Annotated in this window: 27 protein-coding genes; 16 read left to right on the top strand and 11 right to left on the bottom strand. The window is 68.7% G+C overall.

Translation table 11 applies throughout. The features are described from left to right. Window positions 1–122: 122 nt before the first annotated feature. The 4 genes from AC1M14_RS10190 to AC1M14_RS10205 are packed head-to-tail and all read left to right on the top strand — an operon-like array spanning window position 123 to window position 3,590. A complete protein-coding gene (locus tag AC1M14_RS10190) occupies window positions 123–974 on the top strand; it encodes a branched-chain amino acid ABC transporter permease (protein WP_479731794.1) in 852 nt (283 codons plus the stop codon). After that, window positions 971–2,059 carry an ABC transporter permease subunit gene (locus AC1M14_RS10195; protein ID WP_209165321.1) on the top strand — a complete coding sequence of 363 codons (1,089 nt, stop codon included), beginning with the start codon at window positions 971–973 and terminating at the stop codon, window positions 2,057–2,059. Before AC1M14_RS10190 ends, AC1M14_RS10195 begins: the two co-directional genes overlap by 4 nt. Continuing rightward, the gene (locus tag AC1M14_RS10200) at window positions 2,056–2,859 is read left to right on the top strand and encodes an ABC transporter ATP-binding protein (RefSeq protein ID WP_102772160.1); all 804 of its coding nucleotides are present in this window, start codon (window positions 2,056–2,058) and stop codon (window positions 2,857–2,859) included. The genes AC1M14_RS10195 and AC1M14_RS10200 overlap by 4 nt, the downstream gene beginning before the upstream one ends. After that, window positions 2,856–3,590, top strand: coding sequence for an ABC transporter ATP-binding protein (locus tag AC1M14_RS10205; RefSeq protein WP_102772159.1), 735 nt, complete (start codon window positions 2,856–2,858; stop codon window positions 3,588–3,590). Before AC1M14_RS10200 ends, AC1M14_RS10205 begins: the two co-directional genes overlap by 4 nt. Before the next feature lie 9 nt (window positions 3,591–3,599). On the opposite strand, the gene AC1M14_RS10210 is transcribed toward AC1M14_RS10205, so the two are convergent. From AC1M14_RS10210 to AC1M14_RS10220, 3 genes are read right to left on the bottom strand one after another with little or no spacing between them, the layout of a single operon-like run. Then, a complete protein-coding gene (locus AC1M14_RS10210) occupies window positions 3,600–4,841 on the bottom strand; it encodes a CaiB/BaiF CoA transferase family protein (RefSeq protein WP_479731525.1) in 1,242 nt (413 codons plus the stop codon). A gap of 20 nt (window positions 4,842–4,861) precedes the next feature. Further along, on the bottom strand, window positions 4,862–5,662 hold the full coding sequence (locus AC1M14_RS10215) for an enoyl-CoA hydratase/isomerase family protein (RefSeq protein WP_102772157.1): 801 nt from the start codon (window positions 5,660–5,662) through the stop codon (window positions 4,862–4,864). 40 nt (window positions 5,663–5,702) lie between these two features. After that, window positions 5,703–6,698 carry a tripartite tricarboxylate transporter substrate binding protein gene (locus tag AC1M14_RS10220; RefSeq protein WP_209165323.1) on the bottom strand — a complete coding sequence of 332 codons (996 nt, stop codon included), beginning with the start codon at window positions 6,696–6,698 and terminating at the stop codon, window positions 5,703–5,705. A gap of 128 nt (window positions 6,699–6,826) precedes the next feature. Here AC1M14_RS10220 and AC1M14_RS10225 point away from each other — a divergent pair, with 128 nt between their 5' ends. Beyond that, window positions 6,827–7,528, top strand: a complete 702-nt coding sequence (locus AC1M14_RS10225) for a GntR family transcriptional regulator (protein WP_102772155.1) — start codon at window positions 6,827–6,829, stop codon at window positions 7,526–7,528. 22 nt (window positions 7,529–7,550) lie between these two features. On the opposite strand, the gene AC1M14_RS10230 is transcribed toward AC1M14_RS10225, so the two are convergent. Beyond that, window positions 7,551–8,837, bottom strand: coding sequence for an MFS transporter (locus AC1M14_RS10230; RefSeq protein ID WP_111824790.1), 1,287 nt, complete (start codon window positions 8,835–8,837; stop codon window positions 7,551–7,553). Window positions 8,838–8,944: 107 nt separating this feature from the next. On the opposite strand from AC1M14_RS10230, the gene AC1M14_RS10235 reads away from it, so the two are divergent. After that, window positions 8,945–9,547 carry a TetR/AcrR family transcriptional regulator gene (locus AC1M14_RS10235; protein ID WP_102772153.1) on the top strand — a complete coding sequence of 201 codons (603 nt, stop codon included), beginning with the start codon at window positions 8,945–8,947 and terminating at the stop codon, window positions 9,545–9,547. Window positions 9,548–9,719: 172 nt separating this feature from the next. Beyond that, window positions 9,720–9,917, top strand: a complete 198-nt coding sequence (locus AC1M14_RS10240; protein WP_102772152.1) for an XRE family transcriptional regulator — start codon at window positions 9,720–9,722, stop codon at window positions 9,915–9,917. Between the two features lie 63 nt (window positions 9,918–9,980). On the opposite strand, the gene AC1M14_RS10245 is transcribed toward AC1M14_RS10240, so the two are convergent. Then, window positions 9,981–10,406 (bottom strand): OsmC family protein, encoded by a 426-nt coding sequence (locus AC1M14_RS10245; RefSeq protein WP_102772151.1) that lies wholly within the window; start codon window positions 10,404–10,406, stop codon window positions 9,981–9,983. A 217-nt stretch (window positions 10,407–10,623) separates the two neighbouring features. Here AC1M14_RS10245 and AC1M14_RS10250 point away from each other — a divergent pair, with 217 nt between their 5' ends. From AC1M14_RS10250 to AC1M14_RS10275, 6 genes are all read left to right on the top strand, one after another. Beyond that, window positions 10,624–11,778, top strand: a complete 1,155-nt coding sequence (locus tag AC1M14_RS10250; protein ID WP_479731526.1) for an ABC transporter substrate-binding protein — start codon at window positions 10,624–10,626, stop codon at window positions 11,776–11,778. A 189-nt stretch (window positions 11,779–11,967) separates the two neighbouring features. Beyond that, window positions 11,968–12,885, top strand: coding sequence for an ectoine/hydroxyectoine ABC transporter substrate-binding protein EhuB (gene ehuB / locus AC1M14_RS10255; protein ID WP_479731527.1), 918 nt, complete (start codon window positions 11,968–11,970; stop codon window positions 12,883–12,885). A 10-nt stretch (window positions 12,886–12,895) separates the two neighbouring features. Beyond that, a complete protein-coding gene (gene ehuC / locus AC1M14_RS10260; protein WP_479731528.1) occupies window positions 12,896–13,549 on the top strand; it encodes an ectoine/hydroxyectoine ABC transporter permease subunit EhuC in 654 nt (217 codons plus the stop codon). Continuing rightward, a complete protein-coding gene (ehuD, locus tag AC1M14_RS10265) occupies window positions 13,546–14,217 on the top strand; it encodes an ectoine/hydroxyectoine ABC transporter permease subunit EhuD (protein ID WP_111824793.1) in 672 nt (223 codons plus the stop codon). The genes ehuC and ehuD overlap by 4 nt, the downstream gene beginning before the upstream one ends. Beyond that, on the top strand, window positions 14,214–14,984 hold the full coding sequence (gene ehuA / locus AC1M14_RS10270) for an ectoine/hydroxyectoine ABC transporter ATP-binding protein EhuA (RefSeq protein ID WP_102772146.1): 771 nt from the start codon (window positions 14,214–14,216) through the stop codon (window positions 14,982–14,984). Before ehuD ends, ehuA begins: the two co-directional genes overlap by 4 nt. Window positions 14,985–15,037: 53 nt before the next feature. Further along, window positions 15,038–16,150 carry an NADH:flavin oxidoreductase/NADH oxidase gene (locus AC1M14_RS10275; RefSeq protein ID WP_102772145.1) on the top strand — a complete coding sequence of 371 codons (1,113 nt, stop codon included), beginning with the start codon at window positions 15,038–15,040 and terminating at the stop codon, window positions 16,148–16,150. Here AC1M14_RS10275 and AC1M14_RS10280 read toward each other — a convergent pair. Then, a complete protein-coding gene (locus AC1M14_RS10280) occupies window positions 16,147–17,256 on the bottom strand; it encodes a maleylacetate reductase (protein ID WP_479731529.1) in 1,110 nt (369 codons plus the stop codon). The genes AC1M14_RS10275 and AC1M14_RS10280 overlap by 4 nt on opposite strands. A 116-nt stretch (window positions 17,257–17,372) precedes the next feature. On the opposite strand from AC1M14_RS10280, the gene AC1M14_RS10285 reads away from it, so the two are divergent. After that, window positions 17,373–18,323, top strand: a complete 951-nt coding sequence (locus AC1M14_RS10285) for a LysR family transcriptional regulator (RefSeq protein WP_102772143.1) — start codon at window positions 17,373–17,375, stop codon at window positions 18,321–18,323. Here AC1M14_RS10285 and AC1M14_RS10290 read toward each other — a convergent pair. From AC1M14_RS10290 to AC1M14_RS10300, 3 genes are all read right to left on the bottom strand, one after another. Next, the gene (locus tag AC1M14_RS10290; protein WP_102772142.1) at window positions 18,320–18,970 is read right to left on the bottom strand and encodes a dUTPase; all 651 of its coding nucleotides are present in this window, start codon (window positions 18,968–18,970) and stop codon (window positions 18,320–18,322) included. The genes AC1M14_RS10285 and AC1M14_RS10290 overlap by 4 nt on opposite strands. Before the next feature lie 90 nt (window positions 18,971–19,060). After that, complete coding sequence (locus AC1M14_RS10295) at window positions 19,061–19,525, bottom strand: hypothetical protein (RefSeq protein ID WP_209165328.1); 465 nt, start codon at window positions 19,523–19,525, stop codon at window positions 19,061–19,063. 13 nt (window positions 19,526–19,538) lie between these two features. Continuing rightward, window positions 19,539–20,177: a DedA family protein gene (locus AC1M14_RS10300; protein WP_102772140.1), complete on the bottom strand. Its 639-nt coding sequence runs from the start codon at window positions 20,175–20,177 to the stop codon at window positions 19,539–19,541. Between the two features lie 118 nt (window positions 20,178–20,295). On the opposite strand from AC1M14_RS10300, the gene AC1M14_RS10305 reads away from it, so the two are divergent. Continuing rightward, window positions 20,296–21,336, top strand: a complete 1,041-nt coding sequence (locus tag AC1M14_RS10305; RefSeq protein ID WP_479731530.1) for a metal-dependent hydrolase — start codon at window positions 20,296–20,298, stop codon at window positions 21,334–21,336. A 29-nt stretch (window positions 21,337–21,365) separates the two neighbouring features. Here the strand turns inward: AC1M14_RS10305 and AC1M14_RS10310 are convergent, their stop codons facing one another. Then, window positions 21,366–21,767 (bottom strand): PIN domain-containing protein, encoded by a 402-nt coding sequence (locus AC1M14_RS10310; protein ID WP_479731532.1) that lies wholly within the window; start codon window positions 21,765–21,767, stop codon window positions 21,366–21,368. Next, window positions 21,764–21,967 (bottom strand): hypothetical protein, encoded by a 204-nt coding sequence (locus AC1M14_RS10315; RefSeq protein ID WP_479731533.1) that lies wholly within the window; start codon window positions 21,965–21,967, stop codon window positions 21,764–21,766. The genes AC1M14_RS10310 and AC1M14_RS10315 overlap by 4 nt, the downstream gene beginning before the upstream one ends. A gap of 159 nt (window positions 21,968–22,126) precedes the next feature. On the opposite strand from AC1M14_RS10315, the gene AC1M14_RS10320 reads away from it, so the two are divergent. Continuing rightward, window positions 22,127–22,894, top strand: coding sequence for an IclR family transcriptional regulator (locus tag AC1M14_RS10320; RefSeq protein WP_111824799.1), 768 nt, complete (start codon window positions 22,127–22,129; stop codon window positions 22,892–22,894). Window positions 22,895–22,925 lie beyond the last annotated feature (31 nt).

Consider the following 22,925-nt stretch of genomic DNA (forward strand, 5'->3'; position numbering starts at 1 on the left):
CGGCCCGCCCGGCGCGATTCTTCCAGGCTCAAAGCGCGGCCCCTATGGACATCTTCATTCAACAACTGATTAACGGCGTCACGCTAGGCAGCGTGTACGCCCTGGTCGCCCTTGGCTACACCATGGTGTACGGCATCATCGGGCTGATCAACTTCGCGCATGGCGACGTCGTCATGATCGGGGCGATGGCCGCCACCACGGCCGCCATCGCGCTGGTCGGCGGCGACCCGGGCACCTCGGCCTTCGTGGTGCTGGGCGTGGGCCTGCTGGTCTCGGTGCCGCTGTGCATGGCGGTGGGCTGGACCGCCGAGCGCGTGGCCTACCGGCCGCTGCGCCGGGCGCCGCGGCTGGCGGCGCTGATCACCGCCATCGGCGTTTCCATCATCCTGCAGAACGTGGCGATGATGAGCTGGGGCCGCAACTACCTCAACTTTCCGCAAGTGCTGTCGCCGCGGGTCTTCGAGATCGGCGGGGCCCGCATGAGCACGCTGCAGATCGCCATCGTGGTGATCGCGGCGCTCATCATGGGCGGGCTGCTGGCGGTGGTGCACAAGACCCGCCTGGGCACGGCCATGCGCGCCACGGCCCAGAACCGCGAAGTCGCGGGGCTGATGGGCGTGAACATCAATACCGTGATCTCGGCCGCCTTCCTGATCGGCTCGGCGCTGGCCGCGGTGGCCGGCATGATGGTCGCGACCTACTACGGCGTGTCGCAATACACCATGGGCTTCATGCTCGGCCTGAAGGCGTTCACCGCCGCGGTGCTGGGCGGCATCGGCAACCTGGTGGGCGCCATGGCCGGCGGCCTGCTGCTGGGCATCATCGAATCGCTGGGCGCCGGTTACATCGGCGACCTGACCGGCGGATTCCTCGGCAGCCACTACCAGGACGTGTTCGCGTTCTTCGTGCTGGTGCTGGTGCTGATCTTCCGTCCGTCGGGCCTGCTGGGCGAACGCGTGGGGGACCGGGCATGAGCGCGCAAGCCAACCGCAGCGGGTTCTCGACCCGCAACCTGATCGGCATCGCGCTGATCGGCATCGTGCTGGCGGTGCTGCCCTTCGTGCTGGGCATGGCCGGCCAGAGCTGGGTGCGCATCCTCAATTTCGCGCTGCTGTACGTGATGCTGTCGCTGGGCCTGAACATCGTGGTGGGCTTCGCCGGGCTGCTGGACCTGGGCTATATCGCGTTCTACGCGGTGGGCGCCTACGCCTGGGCGCTGCTGGCCTCGCCGCACTTCGGCCTGCACCTGCCGTTCTGGGCGATCCTGCCGATCGCGCTGGCCGTGGCCTGCCTGTTCGGCGTGCTGCTGGGCGCGCCCACGCTCAAGCTGCGCGGCGACTACCTGGCCATCGTGACGCTGGGCTTCGGCGAGATCATCCGGATCTTCCTGAACAACCTGAACGCGCCGGTCAACATCACCAACGGCCCGCAGGGCATCAACCGCGTCGACACGTTCAAGGTGGGCGAATTCGCCTTCGGCCGCACCGAGAGCCTGCTCGGCATCCGGGTGACCGGGCCCGAGAAGTACTACTACCTGCTGCTGGCGCTGACGCTCATCATCGTGGTGGTGTGCGTGCGCCTGCAGAACTCGCGCATCGGGCGGGCCTGGGAAGCCATCCGCGAAGACGAGATCGCCGCCAAGGCGATGGGCATCAACACCCGCAACATCAAGCTGCTGGCGTTCGCGATGGGCGCGTCCTTCGGCGGCGTGGCCGGCGCGCTGTTCGCCTCGATGCAGGGCTTCGTCAGTCCCGAGAGCTTCTCGCTAATGGAATCTATCTCGATCCTGTGCATGGTGGTGCTGGGCGGCATGGGCCACATCCCGGGCGTGATCCTGGGCGCGCTGATCCTGGCCGCCTTGCCCGAATTCCTGCGCGCGGTGGTCGAGCCGGTGCAGCACATGCTTTTCGGCGCCGTGGTGCTGGACCCCGAAGGCATACGCATGCTGCTGTTCGGCCTGGCCATGGTGTGCGTGATGCTGTTCCGGCCCGCCGGCCTGTGGCCGTCGGCGGTGCGCCGCCGCGAACTGGCCAGCAAGACCCAGGGAGGCGCGGCATGAGCAATAAACTGCTGCAAGCCCAGGGGCTGGGCAAGCGCTTCGGCGGCCTGCAGGCCTTGTCCGAAGTGAGTTTCGACATCGAGGAAGGCGAGATCTACGGTTTGATCGGGCCCAACGGCGCGGGCAAGACCACGCTGTTCAACGTGCTGACCGGCCTGTACATCCCGGAGGAGGGCTCCTGCACCTTCAACGGCGTGTCGCTGTCGGGCAAGAAGCCGCACGAGGTCGCCTACGCCGGCCTGGCGCGCACCTTCCAGAACATCCGCCTGTTCGCCAACCTCAGCGCCATCGAGAACGTCATGATCGGGCGCCACATGCGCACCCGCTCGGGCGTGTTCGGCGCGGTGCTGCGCACGCGCGCCACGCGCGCCGAAGAGGCGGCCACCGAGGCGCGCGCGCACGAACTGCTGGAATACGTCGGCATCGGCCATCGCGCCAACGACGTGGCGCGTTCGCTGCCCTACGGCGACCAGCGCCGCCTGGAGATCGCGCGCGCGCTGGCCACCGATCCCAAGCTGCTGGCGCTGGACGAGCCGGCGGCCGGCATGAACGCCTCTGAGACGGTGGTGCTGCGCAAGCTCATCGAGAAAATCCGCGCCGACGGCATCACGGTGCTGCTGATCGAACACGACATGAAACTCGTCATGGGGCTGTGCGACCGCGTGCTGGTGCTGGAATACGGCAAGGTGCTGGCCATGGGCAAGCCCGCCCAGGTCCAGCGCGACCCCAAGGTCATCGAAGCGTATCTGGGCGCGGGCGCCGCCCAGGACCCGCTGATTCACCAGGAGCGCCCGGCATGACGGCAGCAGCATCCCAACCCTTGCTCGAATTGCGCGGCCTGCAGGTCGCCTACGGCGGCATCCGCGCGGTGCGCGGAATCGACCTGCGGGTCGACGAAGGCGAGCTGGTGTGCCTGATCGGCGCCAATGGCGCCGGCAAGAGCACCACCCTGCGCGCCATCTGCGGCCTGGTGCCGCTGGCCGGCGGCGAAGTGGTCTACGCCGGGCAATCCATCGGCGGCCAGAAATCGCACGAACTGGTGCGCCGCGGCCTGGTCATGGTGCCCGAGGGACGCGGCATCTTCGGCCAGCTCACCATCGAGGAAAACCTCGCCATGGGCGGCTACGTGCGGCGCGACGCGGCGCAGGTGCGCCAGGACACGGACCGGGTCTTCACCCTGTTCCCGCGCCTGGCCGAGCGCCGCAGGCAGGCGGCCGGCACCCTGTCCGGCGGCGAACAGCAGATGGTGGCCATGGGCCGCGCCATGATCGCGCGCCCCAGGCTGCTGCTGCTGGACGAGCCCTCGATGGGACTGGCGCCGCTGATGGTCGAGAAAGTCTTCGAGGTGGTGCGCACCATCGCCAGCGAAGGCGTCACCATCCTGCTGATCGAGCAGAACGCGCGCCTGGCGCTGGAGAACAGCCATCGCGGCTACGTGATGGAGTCGGGCGAGATCATCCTGTCCGGTCCGGCAGGCCAGATGCTGCACGATCCCAAGGTCCGTGCGGCTTATCTGGGCGAGACGGAGTAGGGCGCGACGCTAGGCGGTGGCCGGCTCCCGGCCCACCGCCGCGACCACGCCGGCTTCGATCAGCGCGCCGATCTCCTGCTCGCCGTAGCCGAACTCCCCCAGAATCGCGATCGTGTCCTCGCCCAGGCGGGGCGCGGCGCGGTGGTACTGCGCGGGCGTGGCCGACAGTTTGACGGGCATGCCGACGGTGCGGACCTTGCCCGCCACCGGATGGTCCTGTTCCACCACCATGCCGCGCGCCAGCGTCTGCGGGTGCGACAGCGCCTGCGCGATCGAGTGCACCGGGCCGGCCGGCACGCCGGCCGCGTCGAAGATGTCCAGCCACGCCTGCGCGGGGCGGGTTTTCAGGATCGCCGACATTTCCTCCACCAACTGCTCGCGGTTCTGCATGCGGTCGCGGTTGCGCGCGTAGCGCGGGTCCTCGGCCCATTGCGGCTGGCCCAGCGCCTGCGCGATGCGTTGCCAGTTCTTTTCGTTGGCCCCGCCGATGATGATCCAGTCGGTGGCGGTGGGGAATGCCTGGTAGGGCGCGCTCAGCACGTGCGCCGAGCCGGTGGGGCCGGGCGAGACGCCGCTGCCGAAGTAGATGGCGGCATGCCAGTAGAGCTGCTGCAGGCTGGCTTCGAGCAGCGAGGTCTCGACGATCTGGCCTTCGCCGGTGCGCTGCTTGTGCTGGTAGGCCGCCAGCACCCCAAAGGCCGCCAGCAGGCCGGCGTTGATGTCGGCCACGGAGTTGCCGGTGCGCAGCGGCGGGCCGCCAGGCTCGCCGGTGATCGCCATCAGGCCGGAGAAACCCTGCGCCACGAGGTCGAAGCCGCCCTTGTCGGCGTAGGGGCCGGTGGTGCCGTAGCCCGACACCGCGCAATAGATGAGGCCGGAGTTTTCGCGGCGCAGGGTGTCGTAGCCCAGGCCCAGCTTTTCCATCGTGCCCTTGCGGAAGTTCTCGGTCACCACGTCGGCGTCGCGGATCATGCGCAGCAGGATTTTCTTGCCCTCGGGATGCTTGAGGTCCAGCGCGATGGCGCGCTTGTTGCGGTTGAGCATGAGATAGGGCGCCGAGATGCCGTTGATCTGCGGGTCGCGGTACTGGCGCGAATCGTCGCCGCCGTCGAGCTTCTCGACCTTGATGACGTCGGCGCCCAGATCGGCCAGCATCATGCCGCAGGTCGGGCCGGCCATGATCTGCGACAGCTCGATCACGCGCATGCCGGCCAGCGCGCCGGCCGGACGCCGGGTATCGTCGTTATGCATGTGGACTCCTAGCGCCGCGTTCAGCGGCCGTTGAATTGCGGCTTGGCCTTGGCCAGGAAGGCGCGGTAGCCCGCGCGGAAGTCTTCGGTGTCGAAACAGTCGAACGCCTCGTCGCGGTCGGCGTCGGTCAGGGCCTTGCCGCCGACCAGGTTGCGGACGAATTTCTTGTGCCAGCGCGCCACCAGCGGCGCGCCGTCGGCGATGCGCCGGGCGGTGGCCTGGGCCTGCGCGGCCACCTGGTCGTCGGGCTCCACGCGCGTGACCACGCCCAGCCGCAAGGCCTCCCGGGCGTCGAAGATGCTGCCTTCGAGCAGCACCTGCAGCGCCGCCGACGGGCCGACCAGCCGCACCAGCGGCGCCAGCTCCGAATACGACATCACCAGGCCCAGGTTCTTGATCGGCACGCCGAAGCGCGAGCTTTCGCCGCAGATGCGGATGTCGGCCAGGCTGGCGATCTCCAGCCCGCCGCCCACGCAGATGCCGTGGATCTGCGCGACCACCGGATGGCGGCACCCGCCGATGGCTTCGATGGTGCGGCGCATGACGGCGCCGTACTCGATCGCCTGGCGCTTGTTGCTGCGCGCGGTTTCGAATTCGCCGATGTCGTTGCCCGGCGAAAAGGCCTTTTCCCCGGCGCCGCGCAGCAGCACGCAGCGCACGCTGTCGTCGGCGTCCAGTTCCAGGAAGGCGTCGCCCAGCAGCCGCCAGCTGTCGATGGTGAAGGCATTGAGCTTGTCGGGACGGTTCAGCACCACCGTCACGATGTCGCCGTCGCGCTGGCGCAGGATGAGGGAGGCGTCGGAAGAGGGGGATGCGCTCATGGCGTTCCTTTGCATGGGCGGGGGCGCGGCCCCCGCGGGGTTACTGTTTGCTCAGGCCCAGGCTGGCGGTGAGCTTGCCGTACTTGCTCCATTCGTCGCGCACATAGCTGGCGAAGGCCGCCGGGGTCTGCGGGCCGCCGCCCAGGTCCATGCCCTGTTCGGCGAGCTTGGACTGGATCTCGGGATCGGCCAGGGTCTGGGCCAGCGCGCGGTCGAGCTTGTCCAGCACCGGCTGGGGCAGCCTGGCCGGGGCCAGCACCGCGTACCACTGCACCACGTCCAGGCCCTTGATGCCGGACTCGGCCAGCGTGGGCACGTCGGGCAGCCGCTTGCTGCGCTCGGCGCTGGTCACGGCCAGGGGCCGCAGCTTGCCGGCCTGGATCTGGTTGATGGCGCCCGGCAGGGTGTCGAAGTTCAGGTCCACGCTGCCGCCCAGCAGGTCGGTCATGGCCTGGCCGCTGCCCTTGTAGGGCACGTGCTCCATGGTGACGCCGGCGATCTGCGAGAAGCGCGCCGCGCTCAGGTGCTGCGGGCTGCCCATGCCGGAGGAGGCGTACAGCAGCTGCTTGGGCTTGGCGCGGGCGTCGTCGACCAGGTTCTGCACGCTGGTGTAAGGGTGCTTGGCGGGATTGACCACCAGCACGTTGGGCACCGAGCCGATGTAGCGCACCGCGGTGAAGTCCTTGATCGGATCCAGGTTGGACTGCACCACATACGGCGCGGCGACGGTGGACTGCATATTGGCCAGCAGCAGGGTGTAGCCGTCGGCGTCGGCCTTGGCCACGTAGTCGGCCGCGATCAGTCCCGAGGCGCCGGGCTTGTTCTCGACCACCACCTGCTGGCCCAGCACCGTGGACAGGCGGGCGGAAAGAATACGGGCCGATACGTCCGTGCCGCCGCCGGGCACGAAGCCGACGATCAGGCGCAGCGGCCGTTGCGGCCAGGCGGATGCGTCCTGGGCCAGGGCGGGGCCGGCGGCGGCCAGGCCGGCGCCTAGCGCCAGTGCGCCGGCCCAGGCGCGAGCATGCTTGTTCATGAAGGTCTCCTTGGTGGGGGGATACCTGCCCGCGTGTTGCTTGCTCTATGATGGGGTCAGGTTGGTATTCCGGTGGTGTCTGGTATACCAGATACAAAAATAATCGAATCAGCGAGCACGTACAACTCATGGCTAACCCTGAAGTCCTGGATCAATCCGTCCCCGATCTGGCCATCCATCACCCGACGCTGCCGGCCGTGGTGGCCGAAAAACTGCGTCAGCTCATCATCGACGGCACCTTCAAGCCGGGCACCTGGCTGAACGAGCGCGACCTGTGCGATCAGTTGAAGATTTCACGCACGCCGCTGCGCGAGGCCTACCGCATGCTGGCCTCGGACGGGCTGCTGGCGTTGCAGCCCAAGCGCGGCGCGATGGTGATCGAATTGTCGGCCGACGACGTCGAGAACATTTTCGATGTGCTGTCGGTGCTGGAAGGACTGGCGGTGCGCAGCGCCGCCGAACGCGCGAGCGACGCCGAACTGGCGCAGATTGCGCAATTGCACGCGCAGATGCGCGAGAACTATGAAAAGCGCGACATCCGCGCCTATTTCGCCGCCAGCATGGGCACCCACATCGCGATCAACCGCGCGGCGCACAACCCGGCGCTGACCCATGCCTATGACCGCCTCAACCTGCAGGTGCAGGCGCTGCGCTACAAGTCCAATTTCGACAGCGACGAATGGACCGCAGCGGTGGCCGACCACGAGGCCTTCGTGCAGGCGCTGATGCGGCGCGACGGCGCGCTTGCCGAATCGCTGATCCGCAAGCACGTGGGCAGCAAGAAGGCCTACAACCTGCGCGCCCGGCACGCGGGCGCGCCCCAGCGCTGAGCGGCGCCGGGACGCGCGCGCTTCAGGCCGGCTGCGCCGCCGCCTGGCGGCGCCGGCCTATCATCAGCGCGATGACGGCGGCGATCAGGCCGGTGGCGCCCGAGATCACGAAGGCCATCAGGTAGCTGCCCTGCGCGGCGCGCAGCGCGCCCGCCATCCACGCGGCGCTGGCTGCGCCCAGCTGGTGGCCGGCCACGATCCAGCCGAACACGATGGCGGCGTCGCGCTCGCCGAAGGCCTCGGTGGTCAGGCGCAGCGTGGGCGGCACAGTGGCGATCCAGTCCAGCCCGAAGAAGATGGCGAAGATCGACAGGCTGTAGAACGAGAAATCGGAATAGGGCAGGTAGATCAGCGACAGGCCGCGCAGCCCGTAGTAGACGAACAGCAGCTTGCGCGGATCGTAGCGGTCGGTCAGCCAGCCGGACGCGGTGGTGCCGATCAGGTCGAAAACGCCCATCAACGCCAGCAGGCCGGCGGCCTGCACCTCGGGCATGCCGTGGTCGCCGCAAAGCGCGATCAGGTGCGTGCCCACCAGGCCGTTGGTGGTGAAGCCGCAGACGAAGAAGGTGGCGAACAGGAACCAGAAGGTGCGCGTGCGGGCCGCGCGCGCCAGCACGCCGAAGGTGGTGGCCAGCAGGCCGGGGCGCGGCGCCGGCGCGGCCGGCGCGGCGTGCGGATCGCTGCCGTACGGCGTCAGGCCCACGCTGGCCGGGCTGTCGGGCACCAGCCACCAGGCCAGCGGCACCAGCGCCGCGGCGGCGGCGGCCACCGCCCACACCACCCGGGTCCAGTCGCCGGACGAGGCCAGCGCCGCCAGCACCGGCAGGAACACCAGCGTGCCGGTCGCGGTGCTGGCCGTCAGCAGGCCCATCATGACGCCACGGTGGCGGGTGAACCAGCGGTTGACGACGGTGGCGCCCAGCACCACGGCGACCGCGCCCGAACCGATGCCCGAGAACACGCCCCAGGTCATGAGCAGGTGCCAGGGCTGGGTCATGAACGCGCTGGCCGCGCTGGAGGCGGACATCAGCGCCAGCGCGCCGATCAGCACGCGGCGCGGTCCGAAGCGCTCCATCGCCGCGGCCGCGAACGGGCCGACCAGGCCGTACAGGAAGATCCCCATCGCGGCGGCGAACGAGATCGTGCTGCGGCTCCAGCCGAAAGCCTCTTCCAGCGGCACCAGCAATACGCCGGGCGAGGAGCGCAGGCCGGCCGAGACCAGCAGGGACAGGAAGATCACGGCGACGACGACGAACGCGTACTTCTGGCCGACGCGCCGGAAAGGCATGGGGGGTTGGGCTATACTCATGTTACTTACCGGTACGTATGAAGAGTCGAGAAGCGCATAGTACGTACCGGTCAGTAACACAGTCAAGCGCTTTTTGTGGCGCTGTCAGCCAGACAAGGAGCACGAGCATGGCCAGCAAGACCGCCGATACCCGGCCCGCCGCCAAGCAGCCGCTGGCGGCCGACCGCATCCGCAAGACGGCGCGGGAAATGTTCTACCGCGACGGCATCCGCGCCGTGGGGGTGGACGCCATCGTCAACGAGGCGGGGGTGACCAAGCCCAGCCTGTACCGCAGCTTTTCGTCCAAGGACGAACTGGCGGCCGCCTACCTGCGCGATTACGACGCGGAATTCTGGGCCCGCTTCGACGCGGCCTGCGCCGCCCATCCCGGCGATCCGCGGGCGCAGATCCTGGCCTACCTGTCCGGCCTGGGCGCGCGCGCCGTGCAGAGCGGCTATCGCGGCTGCGGCCTGACCAATGCGGCGGTGGAATATCCGGAATCCGACCACCCCGCGCGTGCCGTGGCGGTGGCCCACAAGGCGCAATTGCGCACCCGGCTGGCGGCGATGGCTAGGGAAATGGGCGCGGCCGATCCCGACGCGCTGGGCGACGGGCTGCTGCTGCTGCTGGAAGGCGCGTTCGTGTCCAGCCAGCTGTTCGGGCAGGGCGGGCCGGCCGGCCGCGTGGCGCAGATGGCGGACAAGCTGATCGAGGCGCACCTGGCCCGCTGAGCCGGCGCACCCGGATGGTGCGCAACACGGTGCCTCATGCACCAGAATTTCGCGTTTGTACTCATTGTGCAACGAACAAAAAAATGCTTGGAGATTCTTATTGCGACGCAGCAGACTCAGGTCTAAGATGAGTTCGTGCTGTTCCACATCGCGCTTTCTCAAGGAGAGAATCATGAGCGATACCGCATTGAAGAACACCCGGGAACACTCTGTGGCCGGCAAGGGCGCAAAAGCGCAGGCGCTGGGTCCGACCGGCGGCTGGCGGCGGCTGAAGCTGCGCCTGGCGGCCCTGGGCGGCGCGGTAGGCGAAGTGCTGCACGATATGGACGAAGGCCGCCGCCAGCATCCGGTGATTTCGGCCTACCACTAGCAGCACGCAGCAAGCCAAAAAAAAGCCAGCAGATGCTGGCTTTTTTGCGTCTGGAGCGCTCGATCAGGACTTGAGCTTCGCGTCCATCGTGATCTTGGCGTTGAGCACCTTGGAGACCGGACAGCCCTTTTCGGCCTTGCGGGCCGCCTCTTCGAAGGCCTGCGCGCTGGCACCGGGAATCACGGCTTCGACCGTCAGGTGCACGGCTGAAATCGAAAAGCCGTCGGCCACCTTGTCCAGCGTAACCTCGGCCTTGGTGTCCAGGCTTTGGGCCACCATGCCGGCCTCGCCCAGGATGGCCGACAGCGCCATGGTGAAGCAGCCGGCATGCGCGGCGCCCAGCAGTTCTTCGGGGTTGGTGCCCGGGGTGTCGCCGAAGCGCGTGTTGAAGCCGTAGGGTTGGTCCTTGAGTACGCCGCTTTGGGTGGAAAGGGTGCCCTTGCCGGTCTTCAGGTCGCCCGACCAGGCGGCGGTTGCGGTTTTCTTCATGCGTGACTCCTGTAAGAAGGGCGCCCGTTGCGGGCGCATCCGGTGGGTGGGAGCGGGCCGCGCGGGCCGCCTTGTCGATGATACGGCCCGCGGCTTGCGGCGGCTTGCGCGCATCGGCAAGCCGATGTAACGGCGGCGTGGGCACGGGGCGCTACGCGGATAAGGCAGAATACGGGGATTGCCTTCAATTCCTTCAATCTTTCCGAGAAACGTAGTCATGTCTGCCGCATTCCTCCGCTGCGCCTGTGCCATTGCGCTGGCCGTTCCCGTGTTTACCGCCCAGGCCGAAGTCGTCATCGGCGTGGACGTGTCCACGACCGGTCCGGCCGCCGCCATCGGCATCCAGACCAATAACGCGATCCGCCTCTGGCCCGCCACGCTGGGCGGCGAGCCGGCCCGCTACGTGGTGCTGGACGACGGCACCGACGTCAGCCGCGCGGTGAAGAACATGCGCAAGCTGACCTCGGAGGACAAGGTCGACGCCATCGTCGGCCCCAACACCACCGCGGCGGCGCTGGCCGGCCTGGACGTGCTGGCCGAGACCGGCACGCCGATGATCGCGCTGGCCGCCTCCAGCGTCATCGTCGAGCCGCTGTCCGACCCCAAGCGCGCCTGGGCGTTCAAGATGCCGCAGAACGATTCGCTGATGGCGACCGCGCTGGTCGAGGACATGAAAAAGAAGGGCTTGAAGAACGTGGCCTTCATCGGCTTCGCGGATTCGTACGGCGACAGCTGGTGGAAGGAGTTCAGCGCCGCCGCCGGCGACGACCTGAAGATCGTGGCGCAGGAGCGCTTCCAGCGCACCGACGCCTCGGTGGTGGGCCAGGCGCTGAAATTCATCGCCGCCCATCCGGACGCCGTGCTGATCGCCGGCGCGGGCACGCCCTCGGCGCTGCCCCAGAAGACGCTGCTGGAGCGCGGCTACACCGGCGCCATCTACCAGACCCATGGCATCGCCACGCTGGAATTCCTGCAGATCGGCGGCGCCGACGTGGAAGGCACGCTGTTTCCGACCGGCCCGGGCGTGGTGGCCCGCGAGCTGCCCGACGGCAATCCGGTCAAGCCGGTAGCCGTGGCCTTCGCCGACAAATACGAAGCCCAGTACGGCAAGAACACGATGACGCAGTTCGCCGGCGACGCCTATGGCGCGTGGATGCTGCTGGATTCGGCGGTGGCGCGCGCGCTCAAGACCGGCGCCAAGCCGGGCACGCCGGCGTTTCGCGCCGCGCTGCGCGACGCCATCGAGGACACCCGCGACCTGGTCGTGCCCAACGGCGTGCTGAACATTTCCAAGGAAGACCACCAGGGCTTCGACGAACGCGCGCGGGTCATGGGCGTCATCAGGAACGGCCGGTTCTCGTACGCGCAATAGCCATCCGGCGGCCGGGTCATGGACGCCAACGGTTCGTAACCAGTCCTAACGTCCCATAGGGGCAGGGCAGGGAAAAGCAGGCTGCGGCCTGCTTTTTTTCGTCCATATCATTAGCGTCGAAATGATTTAGTGTCGTATCATTTTTAGTGCATTCATGAATCTAGAAATAAATCAGGGAGAAAACGACCCATGAACTCGACCTCGATCCGATCCCGGCGCCTGCTGGCGGCGCTGAGCCTGGGGCTGCTGGCCGCCTGCTCCGATTCCGGCTCAGACAAGCCCGCCGCGGCCGCCGCCGACAAGCCGGCCGCCGCCTCCACGCTGGAAGCGGCCAAGGCGGCCGGCAAGATACGCATCGGCTATGCCAACGAAGCGCCGTTCGCCTACATGGACAGCAAGGAAGCCAAGGTCACCGGCGAATCCGTGGAAATCGCCCGCGTGGTGCTCAAGCGCATGGGCATCAACGAGGTGGAAGGCGTGCTGACCGAATTCGGCTCGCTGATTCCGGGCCTGCAGGCCAAGCGCTTCGACATCATCGCGGCCGGCATGTACGTCACGCCCGAACGCTGCCAGCAGGTGGCGTTCTCCAATCCCACCTACGGCGTGGGCCAGGCGTTCCTGGTCAAGCAGGGCAACCCCAAGAACCTGCACAGCTACGAAGACGTGGTCAAGAACCCCGACGCCAAGCTGGGCGTGGTGGTGGGCGCCATCGAGGGCGAGTACGCCTCCAAGTCCAAGGTGCCGCCCGCCCAGGTGGTGGTGTTCCCGGACGCGGTCAGCGCGCTGTCGGGCGTGCAGGCCGGCCGCGCCGACGCCTACGCCGCCACCGCGCTGACGGTCAACGATCTGATGGGCAAGACCAGCGCCGCCAGCGGCCTGCAGAAGGCCGAGCCGTTCACCGACCCGGTCATCGACGGCAAGAACGTGCGCGGCTATGGCGCCTATGCGTTCCGCAGCGACGACAAGGCCTTCGCCGATGCGTTCAACGCGGAACTGGCCAAGTTCATCGGCACCGAAGAGCACCAGAAGCTGGTGGCGCCGTTCGGCTTCACTTCAGAGGAGCTGCCCAAGGGCGTGACCGCCGCCCAGCTGTGCGCCGGCCAGTAAGGGGGCGGCCATGCAGCTGATCTCCGAGCATTTCGCCGAGCTGGCGCCGCCGCTGCCGGAAGGCCTGGGCGTCACGCTGCAGGTCATGGCGGGCGCGGTGGTGCTGGCCGTCCCGCTGGCGCTGGCCGCGGGCATCTGCCGCCTGTCGAGCCTGGCCCCGGTGCGCTGGATCGCCTCGATCTACGTGGAGGTGTTCCGCGGCACGTCGGCCCTGGTCCAGCTTTTCTGGTTCTATTTCGTGCTGCCGCTGTTCGGGGTGCAGCTGCCGGCCATGCTGGTGGGCATCGTGGTGCTGGCGCTCAACGCCGGCGCCTACGGCGCCGAGGTGGTGCGCGGCGCGATCCGCGCGGTGCCGCCGGGCCAGCGCGAGGCGGGCATCGCGCTGAACCTGACGCGCGCGCAGATCATGCGCCGCATCGTCGTGCCGCAGGCGGTGCCGGCCATGCTGCCGCCGGCCGGCAACCTGCTGATCGAACTGCTGAAGAACACGGCGCTGGTGTCGCTGGTCACCATTACCGACCTGACGTTCCGCGGCCAGCTGCTGCGCAGCGAAACCCTGCGCACCACCGAAATCTTCACCCTGATGCTGCTGCTGTACTTCGCGGTGGCCTTGCTGATCACGGCCGGCGTGCGCCTGCTGGAGCGGAGGGTCCGGGTCCGATGACACCGATATTCGACTGGTCTTTCGCCCTGGAAATCCTGCCCACCCTGGGCTCCGCCCTGGTCGTCACCATCCAGGCCACGCTGCTGGGCATGCTGGTGGCGGTCACGCTGGGCCTGGTGCTGGCCATGCTGCGGCGTTCGCGCCTGCACATCGTGTCGCTGCCGGTCGGCTTCGTGATCGAGTTCGTGCGCAGCACGCCGCTGCTGGTGCAGATGTATTTCCTGTTCTACGTGCTGCCCCTGACCGGCGTGCGCATGTCGCCGCTGGCCACCGGCATTCTCGCGCTGGGCCTGCACTACGCGACCTATTGCGCCGAGGTCTACCGCGCCGGCATCGAGGCGGTGCCGCGCGGCCAGTGGGAGGCCGCCACCGCGCTCAACCTGTCGCGCTGGCGCACGGCGGTCGACGTGGTGCTGCCGCAGGCCATACCGCCCGTGGTGCCGGCGCTGGGCAACTACCTGGTGGCCATGTTCAAGGACACGCCGCTGCTGTCGGCCATCACCGTGGTCGAGCTGCTGCAGCAAAGCAAGATGATCGGCTCGGCCACGTTCCGCTACACCGAGCCGCTGACCCTGGTGGGCCTGCTGTTCCTGGCGCTCAGCCTGGTGGCGGCCTGGGGCGTGCGCGGCCTGGAGGCCCGTTTGCAACGATATGGAGGAAGGCGATGAGCGCCAGCGTAAGCATCAAGAACCTGCGCAAGCAGTACGGCGACCTGGAGGTGCTGCGCGGCATCAACCTGGAGATCCCGGCCGGCCAGACCGTGGCCGTGATCGGGCCGTCGGGCTCAGGCAAGTCCACGCTGCTGCGCGTGCTGATGACGCTGGACCGCCCCAGCAGCGGCGAGATCGAGATCGACGGCGTGCCCATGTGGACCGACGCCCAGGGCCGGCCGGTCGGCCCCAACTCCGAGCACCTGCGCAAGGTGCGCGGCAAGATCGGCATGGTGTTCCAGCACTTCAACCTGTTCCCTCACATGACCGCGCTGGGCAACGCCATGGAAGCGCCGCTGCGCGTGTTGGGCATGTCGCGCGACCAGGCCCGCGAGCGCGCCGTGGAGTACCTGGAAATGGTGGGGCTGGGCGACAAGCTCGACGTCTATCCCGCGCAGCTGTCGGGCGGGCAGAAGCAGCGCGTGGGCATCGCGCGGGCGCTGGCCATGTGCCCCGGCATCATGCTGTTCGACGAAGTCACCTCGGCGCTGGACCCGGAACTGGTCGGCGGCATCCTGCAGATCCTGCGCGACCTGTCGGCACGGCGCAGCATGACCATGATCATCGTGACCCACCAGATGAAGTTCGCCGAACGCAGCTCGGACCGCACGCTGTTCTTCGACGCCGGCAACATCGTCGAGGACGCGGAATCGTCGGTGCTGTTCAGCCAGCCGCGCGAAGAACGCACGCGCCAGTTCCTGGACTCCGTGATCGAGGGCCAGTAGGGCTGCGGCGCAGGCGGTATGCTGTGGTATCCCCTGACACGGAGGTTCCTCGCATGTCCCTGCTTTTCAGCCCCGCCGCCATCGGCAACCTGGAACTGGCCAACCGCATCGTCATCGCGCCCATGTGCCAATACTCGGCAGAACAGGGCCGGGCCGTCGACTGGCACATGATCCACCTGGGCCACCTGGCGCTGTCCGGCGCCGGGCTGATGTTCATCGAAGCCACGGCGGTCGAGCCGGAGGGCCGCATCTCGCCGGGCGATCTCGGCCTGTGGTCCGACGACACCGAGGCCGCGCTGGGCCGCGTGGTGGCCGCCGTACGGCGCCATTCGCCGATCAGGCTCGGCATACAGCTCGGCCACGCGGGCCGCAAGGCCTCCAGCGAGGCGCCCTGGAACGGCGGTCAGTTGGTCGCGCCCGAGGCGGGCGGCTGGCAGCCCTGGGCGCCTTCGGCCCTGCCGCACGGCGCGGCCGAGCCGGCGCCCCGGGTCCTGGACCAGGCCGGTCTGGCGCGCGTGCGCGAGGCCTTCGTCGACAGCGCCCGCCGCGCGCTGCGCCTGGGGCTGGACGCGATCGAGCTGCATGCGGCGCACGGCTACCTGCTGCACCAGTTCCTGTCGCCGCTGGCCAACCGTCGCGACGATGCCTACGGCGGCTCGCTGGAGAACCGCATGCGCTTTCCGCTGGAGGTGTTCCAGGCGGTGCGCGAAATCACGCCGCGCAATGTGGCGCTGGGCGTGCGCGTCTCGGCCACGGACTGGGTCGAAGGGGGCTGGGACCTGGAGCAGACCCTGGCCTTCGCGCAGCAGCTCAAGGCGCGCGGCTGCGAGTTCATCGACGTGTCCTCCGGGGGCGTGTCGCCGCAGCAGAAAATTCCGGTCGGGCCGAACTACCAGGTGCCGTTCGCCGAGCAGATCAAGCGCCAGGTGGGCATGCCCACCATCGCCGTCGGCATGATTACCGAGGCGCAGCAGGCCGAGGACATCCTGGCGCAGGGCCAGGCCGACATGGTCGCGCTGGCGCGCGGCATGCTGTATGACCCGCGCTGGCCCTGGCATGCCGCCGCGCAGCTCGGCGGCCAGGTCGCCGCGCCGCACCAGTACTGGCGCTCGCAGCCGCGCGACCAGAAAGCGCTGTTCGGCGAAACCCGCTTCGGCGCGCGCTAGCGGCCGGCCGCCCCGGGCCGGCGGCCTTCGTAGGCGTCCTGCAGCAAGGCGCGCAAGGCCGCGCGTTCCAGCGGACGCGGGTTGGGATAGGGCGTGCGCAGCGCGATGTCGCAGGCCTGGTCCAGGTCCTGCTCGCGCATGCCGATCTCGCGCAGCGCCGTGGGCGCGTCCAGCGAGCGGGCCAGGTCGTACACGCCCTGCGCGGCGTCGGACGCGCCCAGCGCGGCGGCGATGCGCTGCATCGCCTGCGGCGCGGCCGGCGCGTTGTAGGCCAGGGCATGCGGCAGCACCACGGTATGCACCTCGGCGTGCGGCAGGTTGAAGCTGCCGCCCAGCGTATGGCAGAGCTTGTGGTGCAGGGCCATGCCCACACTGCCCAGCACGGTCCCGCAAAGCCAGGCGCCGTACAGCGCGTCGCCGCGCGCCGCCTGCAGGGCCTGGCCGGCCGCGCCGCCGCAGATGACGGGCAGCGCCCGGGCCAGCGCCCGGATGCCTTCCTGCGCCATCAGGTCCATGATGGGATTGCCGTCGGCCGAGTACAGCCCTTCGGCGGCGTGGGCGATGGCGTTCATGCCGCTGGTCGCGCTCATCGCCGCCGGCAGCGACATGCTCAGTTCCGGGTCGTAGACCACGCTGCGCGGCAGCACGCGCTCGTCCTTGCCGGTCTTTTTCAGGCCGGCTTCGGTGATGCCGTAGATCGGCGTCATCTCGGAACCGGCGTAAGTGGTGGGCACCGCGATCACGGGCAGGCCGGCCTCCAGCGCGATGGCCTTGCCCAGTCCGATGGTGGAGCCGCCGCCCACCGCCACGGCGCAATCCGCGCCATGCTCGCGCGCCGCCTGGCGCGCCTGGCGCGCGACCTCGATGGGCACGTGCATCGCCGCCTGGTCGAATATGCCGGCGACGCGGTCGGCGCCGAGCAGCGCGGCCACGCGCTCGGCCTGGGCGCGCTGCGGCGCGGTGCACAGCACCAGCGCCCGCCGCAGGCCCAGCGCGTCGAGCTCGGCCGCCAGACCTTCCAGGCTGCCCGGGCCGAAGACCACGCGCTGCGCGCGGCTGGTGTAGACGAACGGCGAGACGGCGTTCGGGTAAGCGGTGTCGGTCATTGCGGTTCCTATTTTTGTGCAAATTGCCAAACTGCGGCCATGCACGCTATCGTAAGTGCCAGCGCCAGCAGGAAAGCACGCGCCACACGCCAAAGCCTTTTGCGCCATATGCACAAATGAAAGCCGTCAAATTCGCCGAAAACCTGTCGATCTTCGTCGACGTCGCGCGCGCGCAGAGCTTCTCCGAGGTGGCGCGCCGCCGCGGCATGGTGGCCTCGTCCGTGGCGCGCCAGATCGGGGCGCTGGAGTCCGAACTGCAGGTGCCGCTGTTCCTGCGCTCCACCCGCGCCCTGGCCCTGACCGAGGCCGGCGAAGTGCTCTACGAGCGCGCCGTGAAGATCCTGCACGACATGACGGAGGCCCGTTCCGAGGTCATTTCGCTGGAACAGAGCGTCCAGGGCCAGCTGCGCGTGAGCTGCCTGCCTGCTTTCGCGCGGCGCTACGTGGTGCCCATGCTGCCGCGCCTGGGCCTGCGCCATCCGCAATTGCGCGTGGAACTGGAGCTGACCGAGCGGGTGGTGGACCCGGTGGTCGAGCGCATGGATGTGGTGGTCAGGGTGGGGCAGCAGCCCGACAGCAGCCTGATCGGGCAGCGCATCGGCAGCCACCGCTACCTGATCTGCGCGGCGCCGTCCTATCTGGAGCGGCACGGCGTGCCGCGCACGCTGGCGGACCTGGCGCGCCACCGCCTGATCGACCGGCGCCACAGCACCAGCGTGCGCGGCTGGCGCGAGGTGGGCGGCGGGCTGTGGGCGCAGGACGCCCGCTTCGTGCTCGAATGCGACGATTGCGACGCGCGGCGCCAGGCCGCGCTGGAAGGTCTGGGCATCGCGCTCATGCCGAACTGGTCGGCCGGCCCGGACATCGGCGCCGGCCGCCTGGTGCAGCTGGCGCTGCGGGACGCCGTGCCGGCGCCGGACAGCGGCATTTATCTGTTGCGGGCCATGCCGCGCGCCAACGCCAGGATACGCGCCTTCACCGAAGCGCTGCGCCAGCAGGTGGGTTCGCCGTCGGTGTGGGACGTCGCGATCGATTCGGTGGCGGGGCCCGTGGCCCGCAGCGCCTAGAGAGCGGCGTAAGCCTGTTCCAGCCGGGCCTGCAGCTGTTCGGCGAAATCGGCCTGGGCCGGGTCCAGCGCCGACATCAGCCGCGCCAGCACGACGTTGTCTTCTTCGCCGTTCCAGATCTTGACGTAGGTGCCTTCCTTGTAGCCGTGGCGCTGGCGGAAGATGTTCAGCACGTTCTTGGAAACGTACTGCGTGTAGGCGTCGTTCCAGCTCATTTCGCAGGCCGTCATGGCCTGCTCCAGCACCTTGAAGCTGGCGCGCCCGCACACCGCCAGGCCGCCGATCAGTTCGAGCAGCTCGGGCACGTTCAGCGTGTCCAGCGCGTAGGCCTTGCCGTCCAGCGACACCGAGGCCGGTCCGGCCAGATCGGCCACCAGCGCGTCGGCGGCCTGCCCGGCGCTGCCGCCGGCCGCGACGATGGTGTGCGACAGATAGAAGTGCAGGATGTCCACCAGTTCCATCTGCACCTGGGGCAGGTCGATGGTCTGCTTCTTCCACCATTTCCAGCCGTAGTGCTCCAGCGCCTCGGCCGATTCGACGAAGGCGGCCCGCAGGAAACGGGCGCCGCCGTTGACCCAGTCCGGATTGATCATGCTGTTCAAGTGGTCCTGCAACTTGAGCATCGTGGCCGCCTGGGCCTGGTTCAATCCGACTACGTTATTCACTTTCACTCCGGGTTCGTGGGGTCTGTTGGACAGCGGCGGAAATGTTAGCACCATTGCCGCCGCGTCCCGGCCTCACGCGCTACCGTCCTTGCGGTACGCGGAGGTCTTCAAGGGCGGCAGCTTGGCCAGCGGCGGCCGGCGCGGATTGCGCGCGCCGGCGGCGGCCTTGAACAGCATCACCGCGAAGAAAACCAGGAAGGCCGCGGGCATCAGCTCGTCCAGGTCGACCTGCGGGCTGCGCAGCACCTGGAACACGATGCGCGCCGCCGCCCAGCCGGCCAGCACGCCGCCTATGGTCAGGATGATGCCGATCTTGCGCTGGCGCGCGCGCCGCGCCAGCGAGTCCGCGGCGGGGTCTTCCTGGCCGGCGGGGGCGGCCGCCGCGGGCTTGCGCGCGGGCGTGGGGAAGGGGTCGGACAACAGGCCGGCGTCGACGCGCTCGGCCTCGACCCTGCCGCGCGCGGCGCCGCCAGCGCGCGTCAGGTTTTCGATATAGCGCACGAAATCGCCGTCTTTCGGCTCGCCATCGATGGCCATGGAGCTCTCCGGTTCAGTTGCCGCGGCGCTGGCGAGCCGGCACGCGGCGTTTGCGCAGCATGGCCACCAGCAGGCCGCCGCCCAGCAGCACCGACAGGCCGGCGCCTATCATCATGGCGATCTGCTGCGCGTTGTCCGCTGTGCCCAGGCTGCGCGCCGTGATGTAGCCCGGCGCCAGCATCAGCGGCAGCCACAGGGCGGCGGAAATGACATTGGCCAGCTGGAAGCGGCCGTGGGCCATGCCCATCACCCCGGCCACCGTGGGAATGGTGGAACGGATCGGGCCCAGGAAGCGGCCGACCAGCACCGAAGCGAAACCGTAGCGGTAGAAAAACAGGCGGGCGCGCGCGACGCCGGAGCGCTGCTGCTTCAGCGGCCAGCGGCGCAGCACGTTCGGCCCGGCCCAGCGGCCCAGCCAGTAAGACAGCGCATCGCCCACGATGGCCCCGGCGATGCCCCAGGCCAGCACGATCCACGGGCTCAGCGTACCCGCGCCGATCAGCCCGCCGGTCAGCAGCATCAGCGCGGTGGCCGGGATGAAGAGGCCCACCAGCACCAGGGACTCGCCCAGCGTCAGCAGGAAAGTGATCGGACCCGCCCATGCCTGGTTGGTCTCGATGAACGCGGCGATCTGGTCGATGTATTGGTCCACGTATAGGCTCACAAAGGCAAACTTGAAAATAAGCTGAATGCAATCGGGTATCTTAACGCCTGCAAGAGCGGACGCGCAGGCCCTAGTCCGTACGGTTGAAGTCTACAGTCAGGGAATTATGGATTCGGTTACGCAAGCGGTGCTGGGCGCCGGAATACAGGGCGCGCTGATGGGACGCTTCCAGGGACGCCGGGCGCTGATCTACGGCGCGGCCCTGGCCACCGTGCCGGACCTGGACGTGCTGATGAGCTACCCCGACCCGGTCTCGCTCATGACCTACCATCGCGGCTTCTCGCATTCGGTCTTCGTCCTGACCGGCCTGGCCGCCTTGCTCGCCTGGCTGATCCGCAAATACTGGCCGCAGGCGCCCTACAGCGGGCGGCGGCTGTTCCTCACCTTGTGGCTGGTGCTGGTCACGCACCCCGTGCTGGACGCGTTCACCGTCTACGGCACCCAGCTCTTCTGGCCGCTGGCGCGCATACCGGAAAGCTGGTCCGCCGTCTTCATCATCGACCCCGTCTACACCGTGCCGCTGGCCGCCGGCGTGCTGGTGGCGATCGCCTGCGGCATGACCCGCGGCGCGCGCCGCCTGCTGGCCGCCGCCCTGGTGTTCAGCACCGCCTACCTGGGCTTCGGCCTGGCCGGCCGCATGGCCGCCGAGCACCGAGTGCGCGAAGCGATGCAGGCCCGGGGCATCGCCGTCACCGAACTGCGCGCGGTCAACATGCCATTCAACACCCTGGTATGGCGCGTCATCGCCAAGACCGCCGACGGCCACTATTACGAATCCGTCAGCAGCCTGTTCGACCGCGACCCGCCGGAATGGCTGCGCCAGCCGCTGAACCTGGACCTCGGCCAGGCCCTGGCCGGCGTGCCGTTGCACCAGCGGCTGCGCTGGTTCACCGACGACTGGCTGCGCTACGACGCCATCGGCGACGCCCTGGTCGTCACCGACCTGCGCATGGGCGTGGCGGGCCACTACACCTTCCGCTTCAAGATGGCGCAGCGCGCCGCCGACGGTGGCTGGACGCCGGTCACTCCGTCGAGCTGGCCCACCGCGCGCGGCGGCTGGGCCGAATTGAAACTGGTGCTGGCGCGCATCCTGCACGAACAACCGCCGCTGCCGCTGGCGCAGTGGGCGGAGATGGCGGAGCGGTAGGGAAGGGGCGCCGCAGCGCAGCGCCGATTTCAAGCCAGCCAGTTTTCTATGACCAGCCCGCGAATGCGCTCGAATTCCCGGGTGTTGCCGGTCACCAGCGTCAGGCCGAGCGCGTGGGCATGCGCGCCGATCAATAAATCATTGGCGCCGATGGTTTCCCCTGCCGCTTCCAACTGGGCGCGAATGCTGCCGTATCTGGCGTCGGCGGGCGCGTCCAGCGGCAGGACCGGTATCGCGTTCAGCAGGCATCCGACCCTGGCACGCAATCTGGCGGAGTTCTTCTTGGCGCAACCGTAGCGCAGTTCGGCCGCGACGACGATGCTGGTGCAGACCCGGCGATGGCCGACCCGCTCGACACGGCGCGCGGCCCGGCCATCGGGCTCGCGCAGCAGGACGCTGATGATATTGGTGTCCAGCAGATAGGCGCTCATCGCGGGTTTTGCCGCCCGATCGGTGTGTCCTCGAGATCGGGGAACTGGTCTTCGGGTCCTAACGGTTCTTCGTTTCTCCATTCGGCCAGCAAGGTCACGATATTTCCCGGGCCGGCTGCGGGAATGCGTGCGGCCTGACCTGGATCATTGCGGGCCAGCCTCGCGTCACGAGACTTGGAAGAAGGGGGCGGGATGGTCATGGTTCGTCCTTTTCGCATGGGCCACAGGGCGGGGCCGCCTTTGTGTCTCTGCAGTCTGCCGGAAACCCCGCCCATTGCACTTCGTATTGACCGCCATCCACCCCGTGCTTTATTCTTGTTCTTCTATTAGGAACTTGAGTTCCATAATTCGGAACCAATATGAGCATTCTCGACGGAGTCCAGCGCGTCTTGTCGCTGTATGCGGACGGCGCGACGGAATTGAGCTTCACCGATGTGGCGGCGCGCCTTGCGTTGCCCAAGAGCACGGCTTCGCGCCTGCTCAACCAGATGCAGCATTACGGCCTGCTGGACCAGGACCCCGCCACGCGCCGCTACCGCGCAGGGGCCTTGCTGGCCCAGGCGGTGCGCGCCGGCATGGCGGCCACGCCGCTCGATGACGCCTGCCGCGCCGTGCTGGCGCGCCTGTCCGACGAAAGCGGGCTGACCGCCTATCTGTCCACCCTGAACCAGCGCGAGACCGTGGTGCTGCAGCGCCTGAACGGCTCGCACCCGGTGCAGGTGCTGTCTTCGCCCGGCTCGCGCCGCGCGGCCTCGGGCACCGCCATGGGCCGGGCGCTGCTGTCGCGCCTGAGCGATGCCGAGTTCCAGGCGCTGTACGGCGCCGACCCCGGCCAGTCGCTGCCCATGGAGGGACGCGATTGTCCCGCCACCGTGGGCGAACTGGCCGGCCTGGTGGCGCAGGTCCGCGCCGACCGCTGCGGCGTCGCCATCGACCAGGCCATGCCCGGTATCGGCGCGGTGGCCGCGGCGCTGCGCGATCCCGCCACCGGCGAGCTGCGCGGCCTGTGCCTGTCCTTCGTGTCTTTCCAGGTCGACGCCGAGCGCGTCGCGCGGTTGCGCCAGACCGTGCTCGAGCAGGTGGGGGCGCTGGGCCGCGAACTGAACGATCCCTATTGGCTAGCCTGAATCTCCAAACTTCCTTACGGAAATCGCTTTC

This window comes from Achromobacter sp. SX5 (assembly GCF_056711425.1).